At 44.0% G+C, this 20,399-nt stretch carries 17 protein-coding genes; 16 read left to right on the top strand and 1 reads right to left on the bottom strand.

Features of this window, described 5'->3' with window-relative positions; all coding sequences use genetic code 11:
* Window positions 1-6: 6 nt before the first annotated feature.
* The 4 genes from EV690_RS05770 to EV690_RS05755 all read left to right on the top strand — a co-directional run bounded on the left by EV690_RS05770 (window position 7) and on the right by EV690_RS05755 (window position 4,127).
* Window positions 7-1,359 (top strand): PTS sugar transporter subunit IIC, encoded by a 1,353-nt coding sequence (locus tag EV690_RS05770; RefSeq protein ID WP_131911953.1) that lies wholly within the window; start codon window positions 7-9, stop codon window positions 1,357-1,359.
* Between the two features lie 14 nt (window positions 1,360-1,373).
* Window positions 1,374-2,771, top strand: coding sequence for a glycoside hydrolase family 1 protein (locus EV690_RS05765; RefSeq protein WP_131911952.1), 1,398 nt, complete (start codon window positions 1,374-1,376; stop codon window positions 2,769-2,771).
* On the top strand, window positions 2,771-3,082 hold the full coding sequence (locus EV690_RS05760) for a PTS lactose/cellobiose transporter subunit IIA (protein ID WP_131911951.1): 312 nt from the start codon (window positions 2,771-2,773) through the stop codon (window positions 3,080-3,082). Before EV690_RS05765 ends, EV690_RS05760 begins: the two co-directional genes overlap by 1 nt.
* Before the next feature lie 94 nt (window positions 3,083-3,176).
* Window positions 3,177-4,127, top strand: coding sequence for a LacI family DNA-binding transcriptional regulator (locus EV690_RS05755; RefSeq protein WP_165872670.1), 951 nt, complete (start codon window positions 3,177-3,179; stop codon window positions 4,125-4,127).
* Here the strand turns inward: EV690_RS05755 and EV690_RS05750 are convergent.
* Window positions 4,120-4,758, bottom strand: a complete 639-nt coding sequence (locus tag EV690_RS05750) for a hypothetical protein (RefSeq protein WP_131911949.1) — start codon at window positions 4,756-4,758, stop codon at window positions 4,120-4,122. The genes EV690_RS05755 and EV690_RS05750 overlap by 8 nt on opposite strands.
* A 1,289-nt stretch (window positions 4,759-6,047) precedes the next feature.
* Between EV690_RS05750 and tssB the strand changes: the two genes are divergently transcribed.
* The 12 genes from tssB to vasI are packed head-to-tail and all read left to right on the top strand — an operon-like array spanning window position 6,048 to window position 20,393.
* Window positions 6,048-6,557 carry a type VI secretion system contractile sheath small subunit gene (tssB, locus tag EV690_RS05745; RefSeq protein ID WP_131911948.1) on the top strand — a complete coding sequence of 170 codons (510 nt, stop codon included), beginning with the start codon at window positions 6,048-6,050 and terminating at the stop codon, window positions 6,555-6,557.
* 38 nt (window positions 6,558-6,595) lie between these two features.
* On the top strand, window positions 6,596-8,077 hold the full coding sequence (gene tssC, locus EV690_RS05740; RefSeq protein WP_131911947.1) for a type VI secretion system contractile sheath large subunit: 1,482 nt from the start codon (window positions 6,596-6,598) through the stop codon (window positions 8,075-8,077).
* A gap of 3 nt (window positions 8,078-8,080) precedes the next feature.
* Window positions 8,081-8,518, top strand: a complete 438-nt coding sequence (gene tssE, locus EV690_RS05735) for a type VI secretion system baseplate subunit TssE (protein ID WP_131911946.1) — start codon at window positions 8,081-8,083, stop codon at window positions 8,516-8,518.
* A complete protein-coding gene (gene tssF, locus EV690_RS05730; protein WP_131911945.1) occupies window positions 8,518-10,284 on the top strand; it encodes a type VI secretion system baseplate subunit TssF in 1,767 nt (588 codons plus the stop codon). Before tssE ends, tssF begins: the two co-directional genes overlap by 1 nt.
* A complete protein-coding gene (gene tssG, locus EV690_RS05725) occupies window positions 10,248-11,255 on the top strand; it encodes a type VI secretion system baseplate subunit TssG (RefSeq protein ID WP_131911944.1) in 1,008 nt (335 codons plus the stop codon). Before tssF ends, tssG begins: the two co-directional genes overlap by 37 nt.
* Window positions 11,256-11,269: 14 nt before the next feature.
* Window positions 11,270-12,775, top strand: coding sequence for a type VI secretion system-associated FHA domain protein TagH (gene tagH / locus EV690_RS05720; protein ID WP_131911943.1), 1,506 nt, complete (start codon window positions 11,270-11,272; stop codon window positions 12,773-12,775).
* Window positions 12,775-13,269, top strand: coding sequence for a type VI secretion system lipoprotein TssJ (tssJ, locus tag EV690_RS05715; protein ID WP_224054904.1), 495 nt, complete (start codon window positions 12,775-12,777; stop codon window positions 13,267-13,269). Before tagH ends, tssJ begins: the two co-directional genes overlap by 1 nt.
* 5 nt (window positions 13,270-13,274) lie before the next feature.
* The gene (tssK, locus tag EV690_RS05710) at window positions 13,275-14,609 is read left to right on the top strand and encodes a type VI secretion system baseplate subunit TssK (protein ID WP_131911942.1); all 1,335 of its coding nucleotides are present in this window, start codon (window positions 13,275-13,277) and stop codon (window positions 14,607-14,609) included.
* A 2-nt stretch (window positions 14,610-14,611) separates the two neighbouring features.
* Window positions 14,612-15,403, top strand: coding sequence for a type IVB secretion system protein IcmH/DotU (gene icmH, locus EV690_RS05705; protein WP_131911941.1), 792 nt, complete (start codon window positions 14,612-14,614; stop codon window positions 15,401-15,403).
* 10 nt (window positions 15,404-15,413) lie between these two features.
* Complete coding sequence (tssH, locus tag EV690_RS05700) at window positions 15,414-18,158, top strand: type VI secretion system ATPase TssH (RefSeq protein ID WP_131911940.1); 2,745 nt, start codon at window positions 15,414-15,416, stop codon at window positions 18,156-18,158.
* Between the two features lies 1 nt (window position 18,159).
* Complete coding sequence (locus EV690_RS05695) at window positions 18,160-19,713, top strand: sigma-54 interaction domain-containing protein (RefSeq protein ID WP_131911939.1); 1,554 nt, start codon at window positions 18,160-18,162, stop codon at window positions 19,711-19,713.
* The gene (vasI, locus tag EV690_RS05690) at window positions 19,713-20,393 is read left to right on the top strand and encodes a type VI secretion system-associated protein VasI (RefSeq protein ID WP_131911938.1); all 681 of its coding nucleotides are present in this window, start codon (window positions 19,713-19,715) and stop codon (window positions 20,391-20,393) included. The genes EV690_RS05695 and vasI overlap by 1 nt, the downstream gene beginning before the upstream one ends.
* Window positions 20,394-20,399: the final 6 nt, after the last annotated feature.

Genomic DNA, 20,399 nt, shown 5'->3' with positions numbered 1-20,399 from the left:
ACAATAATGAGCAATCTACTTGATAAAATGTCAATAGCGATTGAGCAAAAGCTCACCCCTCTTGCTGGAAAAATTGGTCAGCAAAAATATGTAACCTCCATCCGTGATGGTTTTATTGCCGCATTGCCGTTTATGATTGTCGGCTCATTTATGCTGGTATTTATTTTTCCACCATTTTCTAAAGATACAACGTGGGGATTTGCACGGGCTTGGCTTGATTTTTCAGCGGCGCATCGAGACATGTTGATGCTACCTTTTAACCTTAGTATGGGAGTGATGACACTATTTATTTCGGTGGGCGTTGCATCCAGTTTAGCGCGACATTATAAACTGGATCCAATTACGACAGGACTGCTCTCGCTCATGTCGTTTTTACTGGTTGCGGCGCCGTTCAAAGATGGGCAAATTTCAACTCAGTATTTTGCCGGTCAAGGGATCTTTACAGCACTGATTGTCGCCATCTATGCAACCGAGGTGTATGCCTTTTTAAAACGGCATAATGTGACGATTCGTCTGCCTGAACAGGTTCCAGCCGGTGTATCACGCTCGTTTGAAATTTTAATTCCAGTTTTGGCGATTATCTTTACCTTATACCCACTCAATTTACTGCTACAGCATTATACTGGCATGATTTTACCTGAGGCGATTATGTCTGCCTTAAAACCATTGGTTTCAGCATCCGATAGTTTGCCTGCGGTATTATTATCCGTATTTGTCTGTCAGATCTTATGGTTTTGTGGGGTTCACGGGTCATTAATTGTGACTGGGATTATGAACCCATTTTGGATGGCTAATTTGTCAGCCAATCAGGTTGCTTTGGCTGCTGGAGAGGCTATCCCACATATTTATACACAAGGGTTTTGGGATCACTATCTATTGATTGGTGGTGTTGGTTCGACCTTACCGCTAGCGTTCTTACTGATTCGAAGTAAAGAAGCACATTTACGAGCGATTGGTAAGTTAGGTGTGATTCCGGGGTTATTTAACATTAACGAACCGATCTTATTTGGCGCGCCAGTGATTATGAACCCCATTTTATTCCTGCCGTTTGTCTTTATTCCGATGATTAATGCCGTTATTGCTTATACCGTGACTGCTATGGGTTTTCTACCTCGAGTGGTATCGCTAACTGCATGGACCACGCCAGCTCCAATTGGTGCCTCTTGGGCTGCAAACTGGGCTATTTCTCCGGTGTTTATGTGTTTGTTCTGTATGTGCTCAGCTGCATTGATGTACTGGCCGTTTTTAAAAGCTTATGAAAAACAGCTACTCAAACAAGAACAGCAAAAAATGGCTGAACAAAAAGCACAAAAAGAAGCGGATGCTCACCATGGCCATGGCAATCCGGCAGCCGTCTAATAGAAGGAGTCAGTATGTGTTTCTATAAGTTTCCAAATGATTTTTGGTGGGGCAGTGCTTCTTCTGCTGCACAAAGTGAAGGTGCCAGCTTAGCAGATGGCAAAGCCCCAACGATTTGGGACCATTGGTTCGAGCAACAACCCGGGCGATTTTTTGATGAAGTCGGCCCCGCTCAGACATCAACTTTTTATGAAAACTATAAAAGTGATATTCAGTTGATGAAGCAACTTGGACATAACAGTTTTCGCACTTCTATTTCTTGGGCCAGATTGATTCCTGATGGCGTAGGAGCGGTCAACCCGAAAGCGGTGACGTTTTACTCAAGTATGATCCGAGAGCTCAAAGATGCTGGTATCGAACCCTTCATCTGCTTGTTTCATTTTGATATGCCATTAGTGATGCAAGAGAAAGGTGGATGGGAAAATCGGGAAGTGGTTGATGCCTATGTTGAGTATGCAAAAACTTGCTTTGAGTTGTTTGGCCAAGATGTCCGTTATTGGTTTACTTTTAATGAGCCGATTGTGCCTGTGGAACAGGGGTATTTATATGATGCGCATTATCCGAATGTGGTCGATTTTAAGCGAGCCGTTCAGGTGGCGTATAACACTATGATAGCCCACGCGAAGGCGGTCAGTGCTTATCATGACAGCGCGCAAAATGGCCAGATTGGTATTGTGTTAAATCTTACCCCTTCCTATCCGCGTTCATCTCATCCCAGTGATGAAAAAGCAGCTCGAATCGCCGATTTGCTGTTTAATCGTAGCTTTTTAGACCCAGCAGTACTTGGACAATACCCGCATGAGTTAGCTCAACTGATGGCTGATTACTCGGTAGCGCCGCAAACCCAGCCTGAGGATAAAGAGTTACTTCGCTCTGGTAAGGTAGATATGCTCGGGGTGAACTACTATCAACCACGGCGAGTTAAAGCGCGACTCAATGCCGTTAATCCTGATGGACCCATGTTACCTGAATGGTTTTTTGAACCGTATGAGATGCCAGGCAGGAAGATGAATCGGTATCGGGGCTGGGAGATCTATGCCAAGGGGGTCTATGATATTTTACTCAATCTTAAAAATAACTACGGCAATATTCCCTGTTATATCTCTGAAAATGGTATGGGAGTCGAAGATGAAGAGCGATTTTTAGTCGATGGTCAAGTACAGGATGATTATCGAATCGAATTTATCCGAGACCATTTAATCTGGATAAATAAAGCAATGTCGCAAGGAGCCAACTGTCGTGGTTATCATTTGTGGACGTTTATCGATTGTTGGTCGTGGGCGAATGCTTATAAAAATCGCTATGGCTTTGTTGCGTTAGATTTGAAAACTCAGCAGCGCACGATTAAAAAAAGTGGTCATTGGATTGCGCAAATTGTTCAGGAACATGGGTTTGAATGCGGAGAAAAGTGATGGATTTAGAACAAGTAGTCATGGGCATTATTGTCAACGCAGGCCAAGCCCGCAGCTTATATTATGAAGGTCTTAACTGTGCTAAAAGTGGTGACTTCACCAAGGCTGAGGAATGTGTCAAGCAGGCGCAGTCATTTATTAGCGAAGCGCATAAGGTTCAAACGCAACTCATCAGCGATGATCAGGGCGAGGGGAAGGTCCCGATGACACTGATTATGGTGCATGCTCAAGATCATATCATGACGGCGATGTTAGCGGGTGAATTGATCGCTGAGCTCATTGCGCTTTACCAAAAGATGGAGGAAGGTTAAAAGTAAAAACTTAGAGGGGGATTACGCTATTGATAGACCATAGTCAAAAGAACTTATGCTATTATGGCTACACCATAGAAGGAGTAAATTGACGATGGCTACAATTACCGATGTTTCTCGTTTGGCGAAAGTATCCAAAGCAACTGTCTCGCGGGTTTTAACCGGTAGTCGAGGGGTTCGAGAGGAAAGTCGAGAAGCGGTCCTAAAAGCGGTGGAATCACTCAATTATCGACCCAATATTTTTGCTCAGAGTTTGGCTCGAGAGTATTCAAATCAGGTCGCCGTACTGATTCGTGATGCCGATGCAGGGCAACTGTCTGCTTATCTGCCTCAGTTTACTCGAGCCATTCAAGCTATGGAACTAGAGCTGGTGATAGGGTTTGCCAGCCAGTCAGAGCAACTTGCAGAGCAATTGGAGCGGTTCAGTCAGCTTAATCCGGTTGCGACAATTGTTTTCGGCCCTTGCCCCGAACAGATGCTCGGGCCGCGAACCATTGTCATCGGTGCTGGTGAACAGAGTATTCGTTATGATTATACCTTTGCCTGTGAGAGTGCTCTGCGTTATTTGTTAAGTCAGGGCCATCGCCAAGTTGCTATTTGGCTAGATGATGATGAAGAGCAAGTTAGTGAAGAGCTGCTAGCCGGTTATCGTCAGGCGCTACAGAATCAATCCCTACCATTTAACCGAGAGTTGGTGATCCATGGTCAGCATGGCAGTGAACAATCTCTTTTAGAATTGTTAAATCGTTATTTGCCGTTTACTGCGTTATTAGTGCGTCGTGATGGGGATGCGGCTGTTGCCATTCGCTTGTTACGTGAGTTTAATATTGCGGTTCCCGGTGAGGTCTCATTAATGAGTTTGGAAGATTCGCCCCTAGCCGTGCAATTATCACCTCCTTTAACCTGTATCCATTATCCAATTGCTGAGTTATTTGATGCGGCATTGGATAAATTAGCTCAAGTCTTACATAAACAAGCTCATCATGACAACGCATTGTTACGGGGACGGTTAGTGATCCGGCAGTCAGTTAGTAAAGCTAATTGATATGGCGGTGAAATGTCGCCAGAGGTTGATTTTTCGCTAGAAATTCAACAAGTATATTGAATTGTGTTGTTGCGCTTTGAATTAATTGTTCTTGGCAGATCTGATGGGTATACATCCAATTCGAAAAAATTTCTCGCCAATGCCGCCATTGTCCAGTGGCGACGGTGTTTTCTACTGCATGCAAATATTCGAAGTTAAAAGCGTCACTCGTCAGTGAAGGTACTTGCTTTAATGTTGTGAGTACTTGTTTGGCATTGCTTTGCCAAAAGTGGACGACATAACTACACCCTAAATAGTCTTCAGCCGTGATAACGTTGGTTCTTTCCCGTGGCTTTTGGAACGTCAGATAGAATGATTCAAAGCGTTCGATCTCCTCCCGCAGAGCTTTCAGATGCCAGTTAATGATCGCAAAAGAAGGGATCTCGAGTTTTTTTTCGACAGCTTGATAGCGGCGACTCAAGAACTTTGAAAGATGGTAGATGTTCAGCATGAACTGCTCGTACTCGGCTCTTTGGATCCGTTCGGGACGTAAATCTTTTAGGATCGGTAAACCGTTTAGCTGTTGGTCAAGGAACCAAACCTGCTGATAGAGATGACGTTCATCTTGTGTGGTCTGAAGCGTGTTGTCCATGTCAATGTTTACTTTGTACTATAAATTTCTATGAATTTAACTTAACTTAATGATTTTTATAAATTTTATTTATAATTTTTGCAATTTAATGATGATCTTAATAGTAGTTTTGTTTTTTATTTTGTGGCTACTTTTTAATGATAGTTGCATTAGTTTTGGATAATTGTTGGTGTCTCTCATACCGTTATTACTACTCTAGAGAGTAGCTTGTCATTAGTGGTGTGGGAATGGCAAAACTGTTCCAATCATCGAAATATTGACCTATCTTACATTTTTATCTCAATGCGACCTTCGTTACGAGAGCAATGTCCTGTCATCATTCCTTTTCACTAATACTATCAGGTGATTTCATGCCTTTCTCTGGTAAACCTTCAAATGACGAAGGATAAGAAGATGAAAGTTGAAAATCTAATTAAATATATGAAAAATATAGATTATTTTTACGTGAGAGATTGTCTGGCTTATTTATAATATATTGTTATTTTTATGTTAAAAAATAATATATATTTTAATATAAAAAATATAGATATAACTATTTAAATAATTTAATTCAATCTTTTTATGAGAGCGAAAAAATATTTAATTGAAATTTAATTTATTTAGATTGATTATTAACTAGCATATTTTATTTTTTATTTTTTGTGATTTAACTATATTATTTTTTAGAATATAAACAACATCTACTATTAATATTTATATTAAAAAACAAAGTCGAGAGAATAGTTAAAAAAGTATAAAAAATAGCCATCTGTAATGCTCTATATTTATTTTTTCGAATTTTGCAATAGATGATGTCTCACAAAGTAGGTGGTTAAATTCTCCAAGAATGCCGTGATTACTGATACCTTGTCAGCATTGGATGCGTTTTAAGTTATTTTTTTAAAAAGCCTATAAAAATTAATGATTTTTTTATCATTTTTTGGTTTCTCTGATCCCTATTTCTACTTGATTATAGGTTAGTGTGACATCATATTAATGTAATCCAATATTGACATTGTTATCGTTTAGTGGATTAATTGTCCGCCTGAAATGCTAATGATATTGATGTTGAAAAGAACATAATATTTATGTCAATATCTATTTTATAAATCTTATGGGTAGTGTTTTTAGGTACAGATGGCTTGCTTAATATGGTTTTAATGGTGCTGAGGCTGAATTTTTGCATGCTTCAAAACTACTAGTACTTTTATGCTGCTCTGTTCGGAATCCAATCATAAGGTTAGATCTGATAACTATAAAACATAACATGTGGCTGGGATCCATTAGTCTATTGATATATCGGAGAAATTATGTCTAAAGAAGGAAGTGTTGCTCCCAAGGAGCGCATTAATATCAAGTACGTTCCCGCCGTTGGTGATGCACAGGCGGAAATCGAATTGCCATTTAAAACTCTGGTTGTCGGAGATTTCAAAGGGCATGCCGAAGAAACCCCGATTGAAGATCGTCAAGCAGTATCCATTGACAAAAACAATTTCGAAGCAGTGATGCGCGATAGTGAATTGGAGTTAACAACATCGGTTCCTAATCGGTTGGCGGATGAACCTGATCAGGACATGGCTGTTTCACTATCATTTAAATCTCTCGCCGATTTCTCTCCTGATTCTATTGCCAATCAAGTTCCTGAACTTAAAAAGTTAATTGAGCTACGTGAAGCACTGGTTGCTCTTAAAGGTCCGCTTGGCAATATCCCTGAGTTTCGTAAACAGTTGCAGTCGTTACTTGAGTCACAAGAATCACGCGAAAAATTATTAGCCGAATTAGAGCTAGTTTCGGGCGATGAGAACTCAGATAACGAGTGAATTAATATTTTCAAATGTTAGGGACGTAAGGACAATTTATGTCAACTCAAGAACAGACTGCCCAAGAGCAGTCGCAAAGCCAAGGCAGCGTTGGGTTACTTGATGAGGTTATGGCTCAGACCCGGATGGTTCCGAGTGATGAAGGCTATGATGTCGCTAAGAAAGGGGTTGCTGCGTTTATCAGCCAACTTTTAGAAAGTGAACAAAGCGCAGAGCCCGTCAATAAAGCGTTAGTTGATAAAATGTTGGTCGAGCTGGATAAAAAAATCAGTTCACAGATGGACGAAATTCTTCACGATGAAAAAGTTCAGCAGATGGAGTCGTCATGGCGAGGCTTAAAATTACTGGTGGATCGTACCGATTTTCGTGAAAACAACAAAATCGAAGTCTTGCATGCAACCAAAGAAGAGTTGCTCGATGATTTTGAATTTGCTCCAGAGACGGTTCAATCTGGTTTTTATAAACATGTTTACTCCTCTGGTTATGGGCAATTCGGTGGTGAACCTATCGGAGCGCTGATTGGTAATTATGCCTTTACACCATCCACCCCTGATATGAAATTACTGCAATATGTAGGGGCTATTGGGGCAATGGCGCATGCACCGTTTCTTGCCAGTGTCGGGCCAGAATTTTTTGGAATTGATTCATTCCAAGAACTGCCCAATATCAAGGATTTAAAATCAACCTTTGAAAGTCCGAAATATACGAAATGGCGTTCATTGCGAGAATCTGAAGATGCCCGCTATTTAGGATTAACAGCACCTCGCTTTTTGTTGCGTACACCGTATGACCCAGCCGAGAATCCGGTTCGTAGCTTTAACTATCAGGAAAATGTGAGTGCATCGCATGAGCATTATTTGTGGGGAAACACAGCTTTTGCTTTAGCAACCCGCATGACCGATAGTTTTGCTAAATATCGTTGGTGTCCAAATATCATCGGTCCACAAAGTGGTGGTGCCGTGGAAGATTTACCGGTTCACTTGTTTGAGTCAATGGGTGAATTACAAGCTAAGATCCCAACTGAAGTTTTAATTACTGACCGCAAAGAGTTCGAACTCGCTGAAGAAGGTTTTATTGCGCTGACCATGCGTAAAGGAAGTGATAACGCGGCATTCTTCTCGGCTAACTCGATTCAGAAACCAAAAATCTTCCCGAATACCAAAGAAGGCAAAGAAGCTGAAACGAATTATAAATTGGGAACTCAGCTGCCTTATATGATGATCATTAATCGCTTGGCTCACTACATTAAGGTGCTCCAGCGTGAACAGATCGGTTCTTGGAAAGAGCGTCAGGACCTTGAGCGTGAACTGAATACTTGGCTCAAACAGTACGTTGCCGATCAAGAAAATCCACCCGCAGATGTACGCAGTCGTCGTCCATTACGTGCAGCTAAAATCGAAGTGATGGATGTTGAAGGCGATCCAGGTTGGTATCAAGTTTCTCTGGCTGTGCGCCCCCACTTTAAATACATGGGCGCAAACTTTGAGCTGTCACTTGTTGGCCGATTAGATCAGGCGTAATTCATGGGTTATGTAGCGCTTGAAGAGAGTGCTTATGGGGTCAGCTTTTTCGAAAGATTAGAAGCTGACTCTGTGAGTCGCTCTATTACTCAAGGACCTGGTGTTCAGGATGTGCTTGAATCGATTAAACACAATGTCGCCAACATTTTAAATACGCGCATGGGTGAGTCGTTAAGCGCACCAAAGCTAGGGTTAGTTGATTTTAACGATGCGATGTTGGAAAGCACCGATTTATCGATGCACTTGCGGCTGTCGATTCGTCAGGCATTGGAGCGTTATGAGCCCCGTCTGTGTAATTTAGATGTGCAGGTTCATTCAGATCCAGATCGCCCCATTGATCTACGTTTTCATGTCACAGCCAATGTGAATCGTGGTGCTTTGCATCATAGTGTCCAGATTGAATTAGTCCTCGAAAATAGCCGAAAATATAAGGTTTTATAGTGTCTCAAGACAAATATTTCCGGGAGGAACTAGCCTTCTTAAAAGAGCAGGGCAGTGTGTTTACACAACTGCACCCGCAACTGACTAAATTTCTCAATGGTCGTAATACCGACCCAGATGTTGAGCGGTTGCTTGAAGGTTTTGCTTTTCTTACCGGTAAATTGCGTGAGAAGGTTGATGACGAGTTTCCAGAACTGACTCATTCGGTCATTAATATGCTCTGGCCGAATTATCTGCGGCCAGTTCCCAGTTTGACTATTTGTCGTTTTACACCCAATGAAAAGGCGATTAGTGCCAAACAACACATTGAGCAAGGTGTACAGATAGACTCTTTGCCAGTGCTCAATACAGTTTGTCATTTTTCGACTTGCCGGGGCGTGGATCTCTATCCGCTAGAGCGCACCGATGTCAGTGTGCATCACACTCGGGACGCCTCACAGATTGATGTCAATCTCGCTATTTTGGGCGAGCAGAGCACCTTTGATATGCATCTGGATGATCTGCGTTTTTATCTCGGGGGCGACAACTATAGTGCACAGATGCTTTATTTGTGGCTGAACCATTATCTGCAACGGATTGAAATCGTCCAAGGTGAACAGGTTTATCATATTCCATCGACGGCATTGGAAGCAGTCGGTTTCGGCAGTGATGATGGTATTTTACCCTATCCCAAAAATGTCTACGAAGGGTATCGAGTGCTACAGGAATATCTGACTTTCCCTCAGGCGTTTCTGTTTTGCGATGTCAAAGATATTAGCGACCATATTGGCGTGCCGTTAATGGGCCAATTTGTCTTGCGCTTTTGTTTTAATAAAACGATTCCAACTGATGTTCGGGTTCGCCAAGAGAGCTTTGAACTGTATTGCACGCCTGCGATTAATCTTTTTCCACATGATGCTGATCCTATTGATCTCAATGGCAAAAGAGCCGAATACCGAGTTGTTCCATCGAGTCGGTATCCTGCTCATTACGAGGTTTTTAGTATTGATCATGTTGAAGGATGGGCAGGGACAGATACCGGACGAGTACGTGGCCAGGAGCGTGTCTATACACCTTTTGAAAGCTTCCACCATGAGATTGAACGCAGTGAACATCGTCAGGCTTTGTATTATCGCCAACGGGTTAAAGAAAGTATCCGTAATGATGGTTTTGATTATTATTTATCGTTTGTCCGTGGTGATGAAACCGAATGTCGGGATTTAAGCGAAGCTATTTCATTGCAATTAACCTGTACCAATCGCCAATTACCGCTAGAGCTGGGGATTGGCGATCTATGTGTTCAGACTGATTCATCGCCATCGTTTGCAAGCTTTACCAATATTACCGAGCCTACACAACCGCTGCGTCCGGTATTAGATGGCAGTTTGTTATGGACCTTGATCTCTAATTTGTCTCTGAACTATCTGTCGCTGCTATCTAAAGATGCTCTGTGTTCTATTTTACGCGCTTATGATTTCCGCGCTTTGGTGGACCGCCAAGCAGAGCGCATTGCTCAGCAGCGGTTGCAGGGGATCGAGTCAATCGAATCTAAACCCATCGAAAAGGTGCTTCGGGGGCTCCCTATTCGCGGACTGCGTTCACAGATTGTTCTTAAGCAGGAAGCCTTTGGCAGTGAAGGCGAGCTTTATTTATTTGGCACTATTTTAAGCCAGTTTTTCTCACTTTACGCCAGCATCAACTCGTTTCATGAACTGATAGTGGTTAACGCTAATAATCGAGAAAGGTATTCATGGGGAGCTCAAACCGGTCAACAGCCGCTGATTTGAAGGTTGAAAATTCAACTGCAGAGTTAGTCAAAGATGTTGAGTCATACAATTTTTTTCAACTGGTGGAACTATTGCACCAGCTTTTTGGGGATGATCCAGAAGCACTTTGTGATGGTCAGATCAGCCCTAAGCTGTTGTTTAGTTCAAATCCAAGTTTGGGCTTTGCTGCCAGCGATATTAAGCAGTTAGTTGAGCTTGATGATGAGCACTATCAACTACAAGTTTCTTTTTTAGGATTATCCGGAGCTCAGTCTCCTTTACCGGGGTATTTTCTTGAACAGATAGCAACAGAAGGTGAGCAGGGACTACGTCAAGATTTTTTAGATTTTTTTAGCCATCGATTGATCGCTTTGGTCTATCAGATTTGGCGTAAATATCGCTATTACATTCGTTTTCGCGAAGAGGCCTCTGATGCTTTCTCCGCTCAGCTGTTTGCTTTAGTCGGGTTAGCGGATGAGAACCTGCGCAAAGAGACCCAGATCAACTGGTGCAAAATGCTCTCCTATGCGGGCACATTGGCCGGACGAAGCCGCTCACCGCAAGTCGTGTCGGGGATTATTGCGCACTATTTTGATTTACAACAGGTTGAAATTAAACAATGGCAAATTCGCCAAGTTGCGATTGCCACGGAGCAAAAATTCCGTTTAGGGCAGGCCAATATGTGTCTGGGCGAAGATACCGTGATTGGGGATTCAATTACAGACTGCATGGGGAAATTTGTCATTTGTTTTAAAAAATTAACCTTTGAGCGGTTTCAGGATTTTTTACCTACAGGCAAAGATTACGCGACATTTTGTAAGCTCATGGAGTTTATCTTGCGCGAACAGATGGCTTTCGATCTGGAACTTGAGTTGGATTGGGGGCAAGCACCTTTGCTGCAACTCAATCAAGAGCGTTGCTCTTCGCTGGGTTGGTATTCATTTATGGGCGTTAGCCAAGCGAAACGCCAAGTTTGTATTCACATACGCTAGTGAGTGATCACTTTATGATGATAAAAAGCGGGTCAAACATAACTTTAACTGTCACCAATACCGAACGCCTTGCTGCGGGGGGACGGGCGATGTATTCATTTGGCCCCCAAGGTGGATTAATTGGCAGTGCCGGTCAAAGCGACTGGGTTTTATCGGATCGCCAACGAACGGTTCAACCTGCGCATTGTCAGATCCGTTTTATTGATAACTTATTCTGTTTAACCGATCTGTGTGGTCAGACCTATGTTAATGGCGCATCGATGGCCCTAGGAAGAGGGCGTCAGGCACGTCTTAATGATAACGATCAGATTAAAATTGGTCCATTCGCCATTCGGGTTGGTATTGGTCAGAACAATGGTATGGATGTCAGTAACCGCCAACAAACGTTAGAAACCTTTTTTGAGCAGGATAATATTCTGGATTGGCCCAGTGCAGATGATGTTGAGATTGAAGACGATATTGTCACTCCCATTGTGGATGATCCCCTCAGTGCTTTAGATGATTTACAGGCTCAAGAGCAGAGTTTAGAGGATTTTTTAAAACCTCAAGATGATGAACAAGAGAAAGCCCAACAGCAATATTTGAGTGCCGAAGATCAGCTCTGGAAGGGCAAAGAGTTGACTTATCAGGCTGATAACCAGCGTAGTCAAGATGCGGCCATCGAACTTAAGTCTGCCTATACCCATTCGGTGTCAGAACCTCATCAATCCCAACCTAAACCGGCAAAACCTATTAATAGCCCACTCGAGCTATTAGCCAATAACGAAATCACAACCAAGGAGAATGTCCCCATGAACAGCAATGAGTTAGATGAGCTGGAAAAAGAAATTGAAAAAGGCATGGCTGACTTTGGAGATTCTCAATCAAGCCAAAACGATCAGTATAACCACATTTATGCGAACGCAGATGAGTCTCATGCTGATAATCGCCATGTCGTCGCCGGTCCAATGTTAAAAGGGTTAGGTGTGAGTGCCCAAGATACGGCTGATATGGGGCAGATGCACCAGCTTTCAGAAGAGATGGGCGCGGCCCTGCGCTCAGCTATTAAAGGATTATTAGACTTACATAAACAGGTTAGCGATAGCCGTTATGGGCAGTTAAATCGTAATTTACAGCCGATTGAAGATAACCCATTACGGCTGGGGTTAAGTTACGAGCAAACCGTCCAAACACTTTTTGAAAACAAACGTTCATTGGTCCATCTGTCAGCACCCAGCGCTATCGAAGAAAGTCTTAAGACCATTAAAAATCATAATGAAGCAGTGCAGCAAGCTACAACCGAAGCTCTTAATCAGATTGTCCGAGCTTTTTCTCCAGAAGTGTTATTGCGCCGTTTTCAGCATTATCGCCGTGCCAGTGAAGAGTCATTGGAGACTGATGACGCGTGGGCTTGGAAGATGTATCAGAGTTATTACCAAGAATTAACTTCGAGTCGCCAGCATGGGTTTGAAAAATTGTTCTGGGAAATTTTTGATCAGGCGTATGACCGAGTTCTACGCCAAAAACAACAGGAATTTTAATGATGAAATGGCTGATGAGTACAATTTTAGTCTTAAGTTTAAGTGCCTGCAGTGCTTTTGGCGGGAATAACGACAAAAAAGTTGATTATGCTGCCTTGCCGTCAACAATGACGCTCAGTTTAGTGGCACCTAATAATGTGAACTCTCTGGACTCGGATGGAGTTGGGGTTCCGATTAAATTTAAAGTCTTTGAGCTTGAAGATGACTCGATGCTCAAAGCGGCTGACTATGAAGAACTTTCAAAAAATTTCAAGCAAGCGTTGGGCAGTAATTATGTCAAAGATTACGACTACATCTTAACCCCTGGGCAATTCAAATTTGTTGAACCTATTCAGTTAGATGAAGACACCCGCTATATCGGGGTGGTTGCCAATTACTCCAACCCAAACAAAAGTCAGTGGAAAAAAGTCGTAAAAGTGAAGCCCATTGGGCATGAATATCATTTGATGATGCTCTTTCGTCGCAATGAAGTCATTTTGAAAGAGGTTGAATAATAGTTATGGCGTCGCGAAATCGTGTGGTCTGGAATGAAGGGTTGTTTATTAAGCCTCAGCATTTTCAGCAGCAGCAACGTTACTTTGAATATTTTGTGGATGAACGTGTTCGTTCGATCAGTCGTTCTTTATATGGCGTCAGCGAATTAAGTTTGAATCCGGAGTATCTAAGTTTTGGCTCGATAGCCATTGAACGGGCGGTTGGTATCATGCCCGATGGTTCGGTATTTAATATTCCCCAAGAAGATGTAATGCCGGAACCATTAGAAATTGCGGACGATTCATTTGCTAACCAGGTTGTCTATCTGGTGTTACCGCTTCGCTCTGATGCGATCAGTGAAGTGAGTTGGCCAGGACAGAGCAAAACCGGACGCTATCAAGCAACCAAAACACAAGTTTACGATGTCCAGTCACAAAATGGGGCTTCGGTTGGCGTCGATGTTAGCCCAGTCAAGCTTAAACTGATGTTAGAAAAAGAAGATCGCAGTGCTTATAGCTCTATCGCTATTGGTCGGATTTTAGAGAAACGTCCAGACGGCAGCTTATTACTCGATAGTAAGTTCATTCCTTGCCATCTGGATATTAATGCGGTGAGTCAAATCCACCGTTTTATCGGCGAAGTTGCCAGTTTAATGCGTGAACGAGCTAAAAATATCGCCCAGCGTCTTGGCGCCCCTAATCAGGGTGGGGTTGCCGATGTTTCTGATTTTATGTTGTTGCAGGCGTTGAACCGAATGCAGCCGCAGTTACACCATATGGCTAGCTTAGGGCGTTTGCATCCTGAGCGCGCCTACGAAGCGCTGACCATGATGTCAGCCGAGTTGGCCACTTTTACCGATGAAAGTCGGATGGCCCCAGAATTTGCCAATTATAATCATGATCTTCCCAGTGACTGTTTCCATGCCGTTATGACGCGTCTGCGTCAAGCGCTCAGCATCGTTTTGGAACCTAAAGCGGTATCACTACAGCTGCAAAAACGTAAATACGGCTTAATGGTGGCACCACTACAAGATCGCCAATTAATTGAAAATGCTGAGTTTATTGTCGCAGTCAAAGCTCGAATGCCACTTGATGAGTTGCGGCGATTATTTATTGCTCAGACCAAAGTCGCCTCCGTTGAGAGAATTCGCGATTTGATCTCATTGCAATTACCTGGTGTTCCTTTGACGGCATTGCCCGTTGCTCCTAGACAACTGCCTTATCACGCGGGTTACACCTATTACCAGCTGGATAAAACCAGTCAGGCTTGGCAAATGCTTAATAATGCCAGTGGTTTTGCGTTTCATGTTGCAGGCGATTTTCCTGATATTGAGCTGCAATTCTGGGCAATTCGGAGTTGATCATGACAGATATGATGACGACACAGCCAGGTCAGTTACAGAGTTTTGACGGGCTGTTATTTGATGAAGTAAGCAATATTGATAATGACCACGATTATTGGTTTCAACTGCGCGGGGATAATTTAAATCCGATGGTTGATGCCGCCACACCACTGCTCGGGATGGCAATTAGGATCCGGCGGTTGTCGTATTGTGATGAAGTTTCCGAGGTTTATCGTCAGGCTGTCGATGAAGTCAAAACCATTGAAGTAGAGCTGACTGAAGCAGGCTATGAACATGCCATGATCTTAGCTTATCGCTACGTCTTGTGCTCGTTTGTCGATGAAGCCGTGATGAGCACTAGCTGGGGAGCAGACAGCATCTGGGCTGAACACTCGTTGCTGACTCGCTTTCATAATGAAACGTGGGGTGGGGAGAAAGTTTTTACCATTTTATCTCGTTTGCAAAGTGAGCCGACACGTTACAAAGAGATTTTAGAATTTATCTATTTGTGCTTGTGTCTGGGGTTCGAAGGGCGTTATCGAGTGATGGAAAACGGCCACCAAGAGTACCAGAAAGTGGTCAAAAATCTCTATCAACTCCTCGCCCGGCAACAGCAGCAGCGCCCCCAAGAGTTAACCAGCGCAACCAAACATGTTGTCGCCACCAAAGAGCATTTATCCAAACAGGTGCCTGTTTGGTCGATTTTTATTGGCTTTGGTGTGGCCTGGATTGTCATTTTTCTTGGTTATTCATTGGCATTACATAGTAAGTCGATGGATGTGATCGCTCAACTGAACCAAATTCTGCACTAAGGAATCTGTTGTGATTCAAATTGAATTACCCACATTAATTAAAAAACTAAACTCGCAAACGAAGCTGGCTTTAGAACAAGCGGCTGCTCATTGCATGGCTCGGCAGAACCCAGAAGTTACCTTTGAGCATCTACTATTCACGGTGTTGGATAATCCGTTGTCAGATATTCGTGAGATCCTAAAAATCTGCGGGATTGACTGGCAAAAATTAAAAACAATTACCGGTGATGCCCAGCCACAAGAAGTCGGTCAGCAAAGCTACCCTGCGTTCTCGCCACTTTTAGTGGAACTGTTGCAAGATGCCTGGTTATTAAGTTCAGCTGAGCTGAATCAGCCACAGTTGCGCTCTGGTGCTATTTTTATTGCTGCTTTAATGCGCCCAGAACGCTATTTAAGTCGTGGGGTTAGTGAAGCGCTGGCAGGGATTAATCGTGAGACATTGCGGCGCCAATTTTCGCAACTAACGGAAAATTCAGCAGAAGCCCCCAGTAGCCCAGAGACTCAAGAGCACGTGTCAGTAAATACGACCAGCGATGCAGAAACGGCGTTAGGTAAATACTGTAGTAACTTTACCCAGATGGCCCGTGACGGCGAGCTTGACCCAGTTTTATGTCGCGATGATGAAATCAACCTGATGATCGATATTCTCTGCCGTCGTCGCAAAAACAATCCAATTGTCGTCGGGGATGCTGGAGTTGGTAAAAGTGCTGTGGTTGAAGGGTTGGCTCAGCGCATTGTGAAAGAGCAAGTTCCCACGCATCTTCAAGATATTGAATTATTATCGCTGGATTTAGGGCTTTTGCAGGCCGGCGCCTCGGTTAAAGGTGAGTTTGAGCGGCGTTTGAAAAGTATTATCGATGAGGTTAAAAATTCACCGAAGCCGATTATCTTATTCATCGATGAAGCGCATACCCTGATTGGGGCTGGTAACCAGGAAGGCGGAGGGGATGCCGCTAACCTGTTAAAACCTGCCTTGGCTCGGGGAGAATTATCGACTATCGCGGCGACTACCTGGAAAGAATATAAAAAATACTTTGAAAAAGATCCGGCCCTGACCCGTCGTTTCCAGTTGGTGAAATTAGAAGCGCCATCGGCCAAGACCAGCATTGATATTTTGCGAGGTTTACACGGTGTTTATGAAGCATCCCACCAGGTATTAATCAGTGATGATGCCCTTAAGGCGGCCGCTTTATTATCAGATCGCTATGTTTCTGGTCGCCAGTTGCCAGATAAAGCCATCGATGTATTAGATACAGCCTGTGCTCGCATTGCTATTAACCTAAGCTCGCCGCCCCGGAAACTGACGCAGATTGAAAGTCGCAGTTATCAGCGCTCTTTGGAACTGGCGATGCTGAAGCGACAAGGAAAAATTGGTGAAATCGTCGATGATGAACGTGTTGATGTGCTTGAGAAACTTGATTTAGAGGATAAACAGCTTTATCGACAGTTGGAACAATCCTGGCAGAAGCAAAAGCAACTCGTTGAAAAGATTATTGAACTTCGCGGGCAGCTATTAGCACTGGATGCTGACACCATTGAACCTGCATCTGATGACACTGTCAGTGCTCAGCATGATGACGAATCTGAATTTGAGGCCACAGTAGAAGCTGCCGAGCAAGCGGCTGAAGTCATTTTGGATCAAGAACCCGAGCATGTTCAAGATGCCGAGCCTGAACCACTTGATGAGGTGCAACTGAAAGCAAAACTTGCTGATTGCTATCAAGAGCTGGCGCAGATCCCACACAAAGAATTACTGGTTCATCCACAGGTCGACGAGGCACAAATTGCTCAGGTGATTGCCGATTGGACCGGCGTTCCTGTCGATCAAATGAATGCCGATGAGCTCTCTAAAATGACTCATTTAAGTGACATCTTAGGCCAGCAAGTGAAGGGACAGCAGTTAGCGATTGAACGAATTCACCGCCATCTATTAACGGCTCGCGCCGATCTACGTCGTCCGGGACGACCGAAAGGTGCCTTTTTGCTCGTTGGCCCCAGTGGTGTCGGTAAAACTGAGACGGTGGTCCAATTAGCTGAGCAGCTCTATGGCGGACAACAATTTTTAACCACCATTAACATGTCTGAATATCAGGAAAAACATACGGTTTCACGACTGATTGGCTCACCTCCAGGGTATGTTGGTTATGGAGAAGGCGGGGTGTTAACTGAAGCTATTCGGAAAATGCCGTATTCCATCGTACTGCTCGATGAGGTGGAAAAAGCGCATCCAGAGGTGCTGAATCTGTTTTATCAAGCGTTTGATAAAGGTGAGCTTGCCGATGGTGAAGGTCGGATCATTGACTGCCAGAATGTCGTATTTTTCCTGACCTCCAACCTGGGATATCAGACCATCGTTGACAATGCGAGTGAACCAGAGCGAATTGAAGACGCGCTCTATCAAGAACTGGCTGCCTTCTTCAAGCCCGCGTTGTTGGCTCGGATGGAAGTTATTCCCTATCTGCCGCTGGCCGATGAGGTTCTTGAAGATATCATTCGCGCCAAACTGGCGCGTCTTGAACGCTTGTTTAAAGAACGATATCAGGCACAAGTTGCGATTGATGATGAATTAGTGGCACTGATTCGACAAAGAGCAACGCGTTCTGAAAATGGTGCGCGCATGCTCGAAGCCATTATTGAAGGGCAATTATTGCCACCTGTTTCGTTGGCGTTGTTAAACAAACTTGCGGAACAATCACCTGTTCAAACTATTGAGATGGGCGTTCGCGAGGGGCAATTTTATTCTGAGGTATGCTGATATGAAGGCTTGGCTGAGCTCTGCTGCAGATTTGCTGACATTGCGGGACAGTCAGCAACTGATTGAACATTATGTGCAGTTTTTAACCGTGCAACTAGCTGTGCAAGCGGTGCATCTGATTGTGCCTGATAACGATGGGCGGACTCTGGTTTGTCTGACACATGCACAAGATTTAAGCTGGGCGGTGGATGATTTTGAACATCCGTTTTCGCATTTAATTCAAAAACAAGAAATGCGTTTGATCCGCTCAAGCGAACTGCCTTATTGGACAGATAATCAGCCATTTACCCAATTGCTTGAACAAAAATCACGCCAGAGCGGCATTCTGCTTTCGCCTTGTAATCGCGATGGACACCGTGTTCAGACGATTGTCACGTTAGTCGCCGAGGACGAACGCCTAGAAGCCTTGTTAGAGGATCAACAATGGCGTGAATACACCACTATTTTTATTCAGCAGTGGGACATGCTCTCTGAGCTTAGTCAGCGTAATAGCCAACAGTATTTACTGAAGCAGTCGATTCATCGCATGCAAAGTGAACAGCGCACGCAACATTTAGCTCAACAGCTGAAAGACCTGCTGATAGGTGATAGTCCGGCGATGGTAAAGCTACGCAAACAGACGATTCGAGCGGCGCAATCTTCGCTAACCGTTTTGGTTCAGGGGGAAACCGGTACTGGCAAAGAGCTGGTCGCTCGAGCGCTGCACCAATATTCGCCGCGCCGAACGCAACCATTTGTCACTGTGAACTGTGCGGCAATCCCTGAGCAGTTGCTTGAAAGTGAACTGTTTGGCCATGAAAAAGGGGCATTTTCCGGTGCGATCAAGGCCAAACGAGGCATTATTGCTGAAGCGCATCAAGGAACGTTGTTTCTAGATGAAATCGGGGATATGCCACTGCCTTTGCAAGCTAAATTGTTACGGGTCTTAGAGACCCATCAGTTCCGTGCTGTGGGGGCAAATGAATCCCAACATTCAGACTTTCGTTTGGTGGCTGCAACGCATGTAAATTTGCTAGAAAAAGTGAAAGCAGGTGAGTTTCGCCAAGACCTTTATTATCGGCTTTGTCAGTATCCCTTACACCTGCCGGCGCTGCGAGAGCGCAGCGATGACTTGCAGGCGCTAACGTATCATTTTGTCCGTCAGTTTAACCAGGCGCATCAGCTTAATGTGCGCAGTGTACATTTTCAGTTGTTTGACAAATTAGCGACCTACTCTTTCCCAGGGAATGTTCGAGAACTGCGTCATTTGGTGGAATTTGGCTGTACGCAAGTAGATGACAGTAATGAGCTGAACCTGAATTGCTTTGGAGATCGCTTAACTGAACTCACCGAATGGATGCCGACTAATGTTGACGAGCAATCAAGTGATAGCAACGTCGATGAGCCTTATGCACAGATCCATGATTTAAAACAGGCTCTGCGACAGTTTGAAGCGTCAATTATCCGGACGCGTTTAGAGGAATATCGTGGCGATCGGGCAAAGACTGCGCAAAGTCTGGGATTACCTAAAAGAACATTGGCGCATAAATGTCAAAAATTGGAGATTGAAAGTTAATGACAGGGAAGATGGTGTGGGTTGCAGTATTGTTGGTAATTAGCTCAGCGGCAACCGTGGCTAAACCGGTCTCGCAGTTAGAAAAAGCGCAACAATGTCGGCAAGTTCAAAATCGATTGCAGCGATTGCAATGTTTTGATGAGGTTTTTGCGACCCCTGTTGTGACCCCCAAAATATCAGCGCAACGGCAAAAACATGCGCCCATTGTTTGGCAACGAGCCGTTGAATATGAAAAACACCATAATCAGGCAGGGTTTCATTTAGGAATGGAAAACTCTGCAAAGCCCTCGGAAGGCATTTGGCTGAGTGCTACGGCCAATCATTGGCCTCATCCGCAACAGCCAATCAGCAAAGCTATGCAAAAACCGATTTTGATGCTCAGTTGCGACAACAAAATTAGTCGGGTGCGTTTACTGTTGCCAAAACCACTCAACATTGGACGGGTCGCGATTACCGTTATTGGGCATCGGGAGAATACCCAGTCATGGCTGGTGGACGAATCGGGGCTTATTCTTGAGTCGGGGCGTGGTTTGCCAGCGATCCATTTAATGCGCGCCCTGATGGCCAATCAGCCGATTTTGTTGCGCTCAAATGTAGCCAGTGTGAACGGGCTTGAGTTTTCATCCAAGGGGCTTAAGAGCTCTATCAAAGCCTTACAGAAAGCTTGCGAATGGAATTAGTGAGTG

This window comes from Celerinatantimonas diazotrophica (genome assembly GCF_004339545.1).
GTDB classification, from domain to species: Bacteria; Pseudomonadota; Gammaproteobacteria; order Enterobacterales; family Celerinatantimonadaceae; genus Celerinatantimonas; species Celerinatantimonas diazotrophica.
Note: the sequence above shows the minus strand (reverse complement) of the source record. Positions and strands in the feature narration are given on the sequence as shown.

Bases quoted from the DNA above. Each gene is read 5' to 3' on its own strand.
- EV690_RS05770 (WP_131911953.1), top strand. From the start codon at position 7: ATGAGCAATCTACTTGATAAAATGTCAATAGCGATTGAGCAAAAGCTC.
- EV690_RS05765 (WP_131911952.1), top strand. From the start codon at position 1,374: ATGTGTTTCTATAAGTTTCCAAATGATTTTTGGTGGGGCAGTGCTTCT.
- EV690_RS05760 (WP_131911951.1), top strand. From the start codon at position 2,771: ATGGATTTAGAACAAGTAGTCATGGGCATTATTGTCAACGCAGGCCAA.
- EV690_RS05755 (WP_165872670.1), top strand. From the start codon at position 3,177: ATGGCTACAATTACCGATGTTTCTCGTTTGGCGAAAGTATCCAAAGCA.
- EV690_RS05750 (WP_131911949.1), bottom strand. From the start codon at position 4,758: ATGGACAACACGCTTCAGACCACACAAGATGAACGTCATCTCTATCAG.
- tssB (WP_131911948.1), top strand. From the start codon at position 6,048: ATGTCTAAAGAAGGAAGTGTTGCTCCCAAGGAGCGCATTAATATCAAG.
- tssC (WP_131911947.1), top strand. From the start codon at position 6,596: ATGTCAACTCAAGAACAGACTGCCCAAGAGCAGTCGCAAAGCCAAGGC.
- tssE (WP_131911946.1), top strand. From the start codon at position 8,081: ATGGGTTATGTAGCGCTTGAAGAGAGTGCTTATGGGGTCAGCTTTTTC.
- tssG (WP_131911944.1), top strand. From the start codon at position 10,248: ATGGGGAGCTCAAACCGGTCAACAGCCGCTGATTTGAAGGTTGAAAAT.
- tagH (WP_131911943.1), top strand. From the start codon at position 11,270: ATGATGATAAAAAGCGGGTCAAACATAACTTTAACTGTCACCAATACC.
- tssJ (WP_224054904.1), top strand. From the start codon at position 12,775: ATGATGAAATGGCTGATGAGTACAATTTTAGTCTTAAGTTTAAGTGCC.
- tssK (WP_131911942.1), top strand. From the start codon at position 13,275: ATGGCGTCGCGAAATCGTGTGGTCTGGAATGAAGGGTTGTTTATTAAG.
- icmH (WP_131911941.1), top strand. From the start codon at position 14,612: ATGACAGATATGATGACGACACAGCCAGGTCAGTTACAGAGTTTTGAC.
- EV690_RS05695 (WP_131911939.1), top strand. From the start codon at position 18,160: ATGAAGGCTTGGCTGAGCTCTGCTGCAGATTTGCTGACATTGCGGGAC.
- vasI (WP_131911938.1), top strand. From the start codon at position 19,713: ATGACAGGGAAGATGGTGTGGGTTGCAGTATTGTTGGTAATTAGCTCA.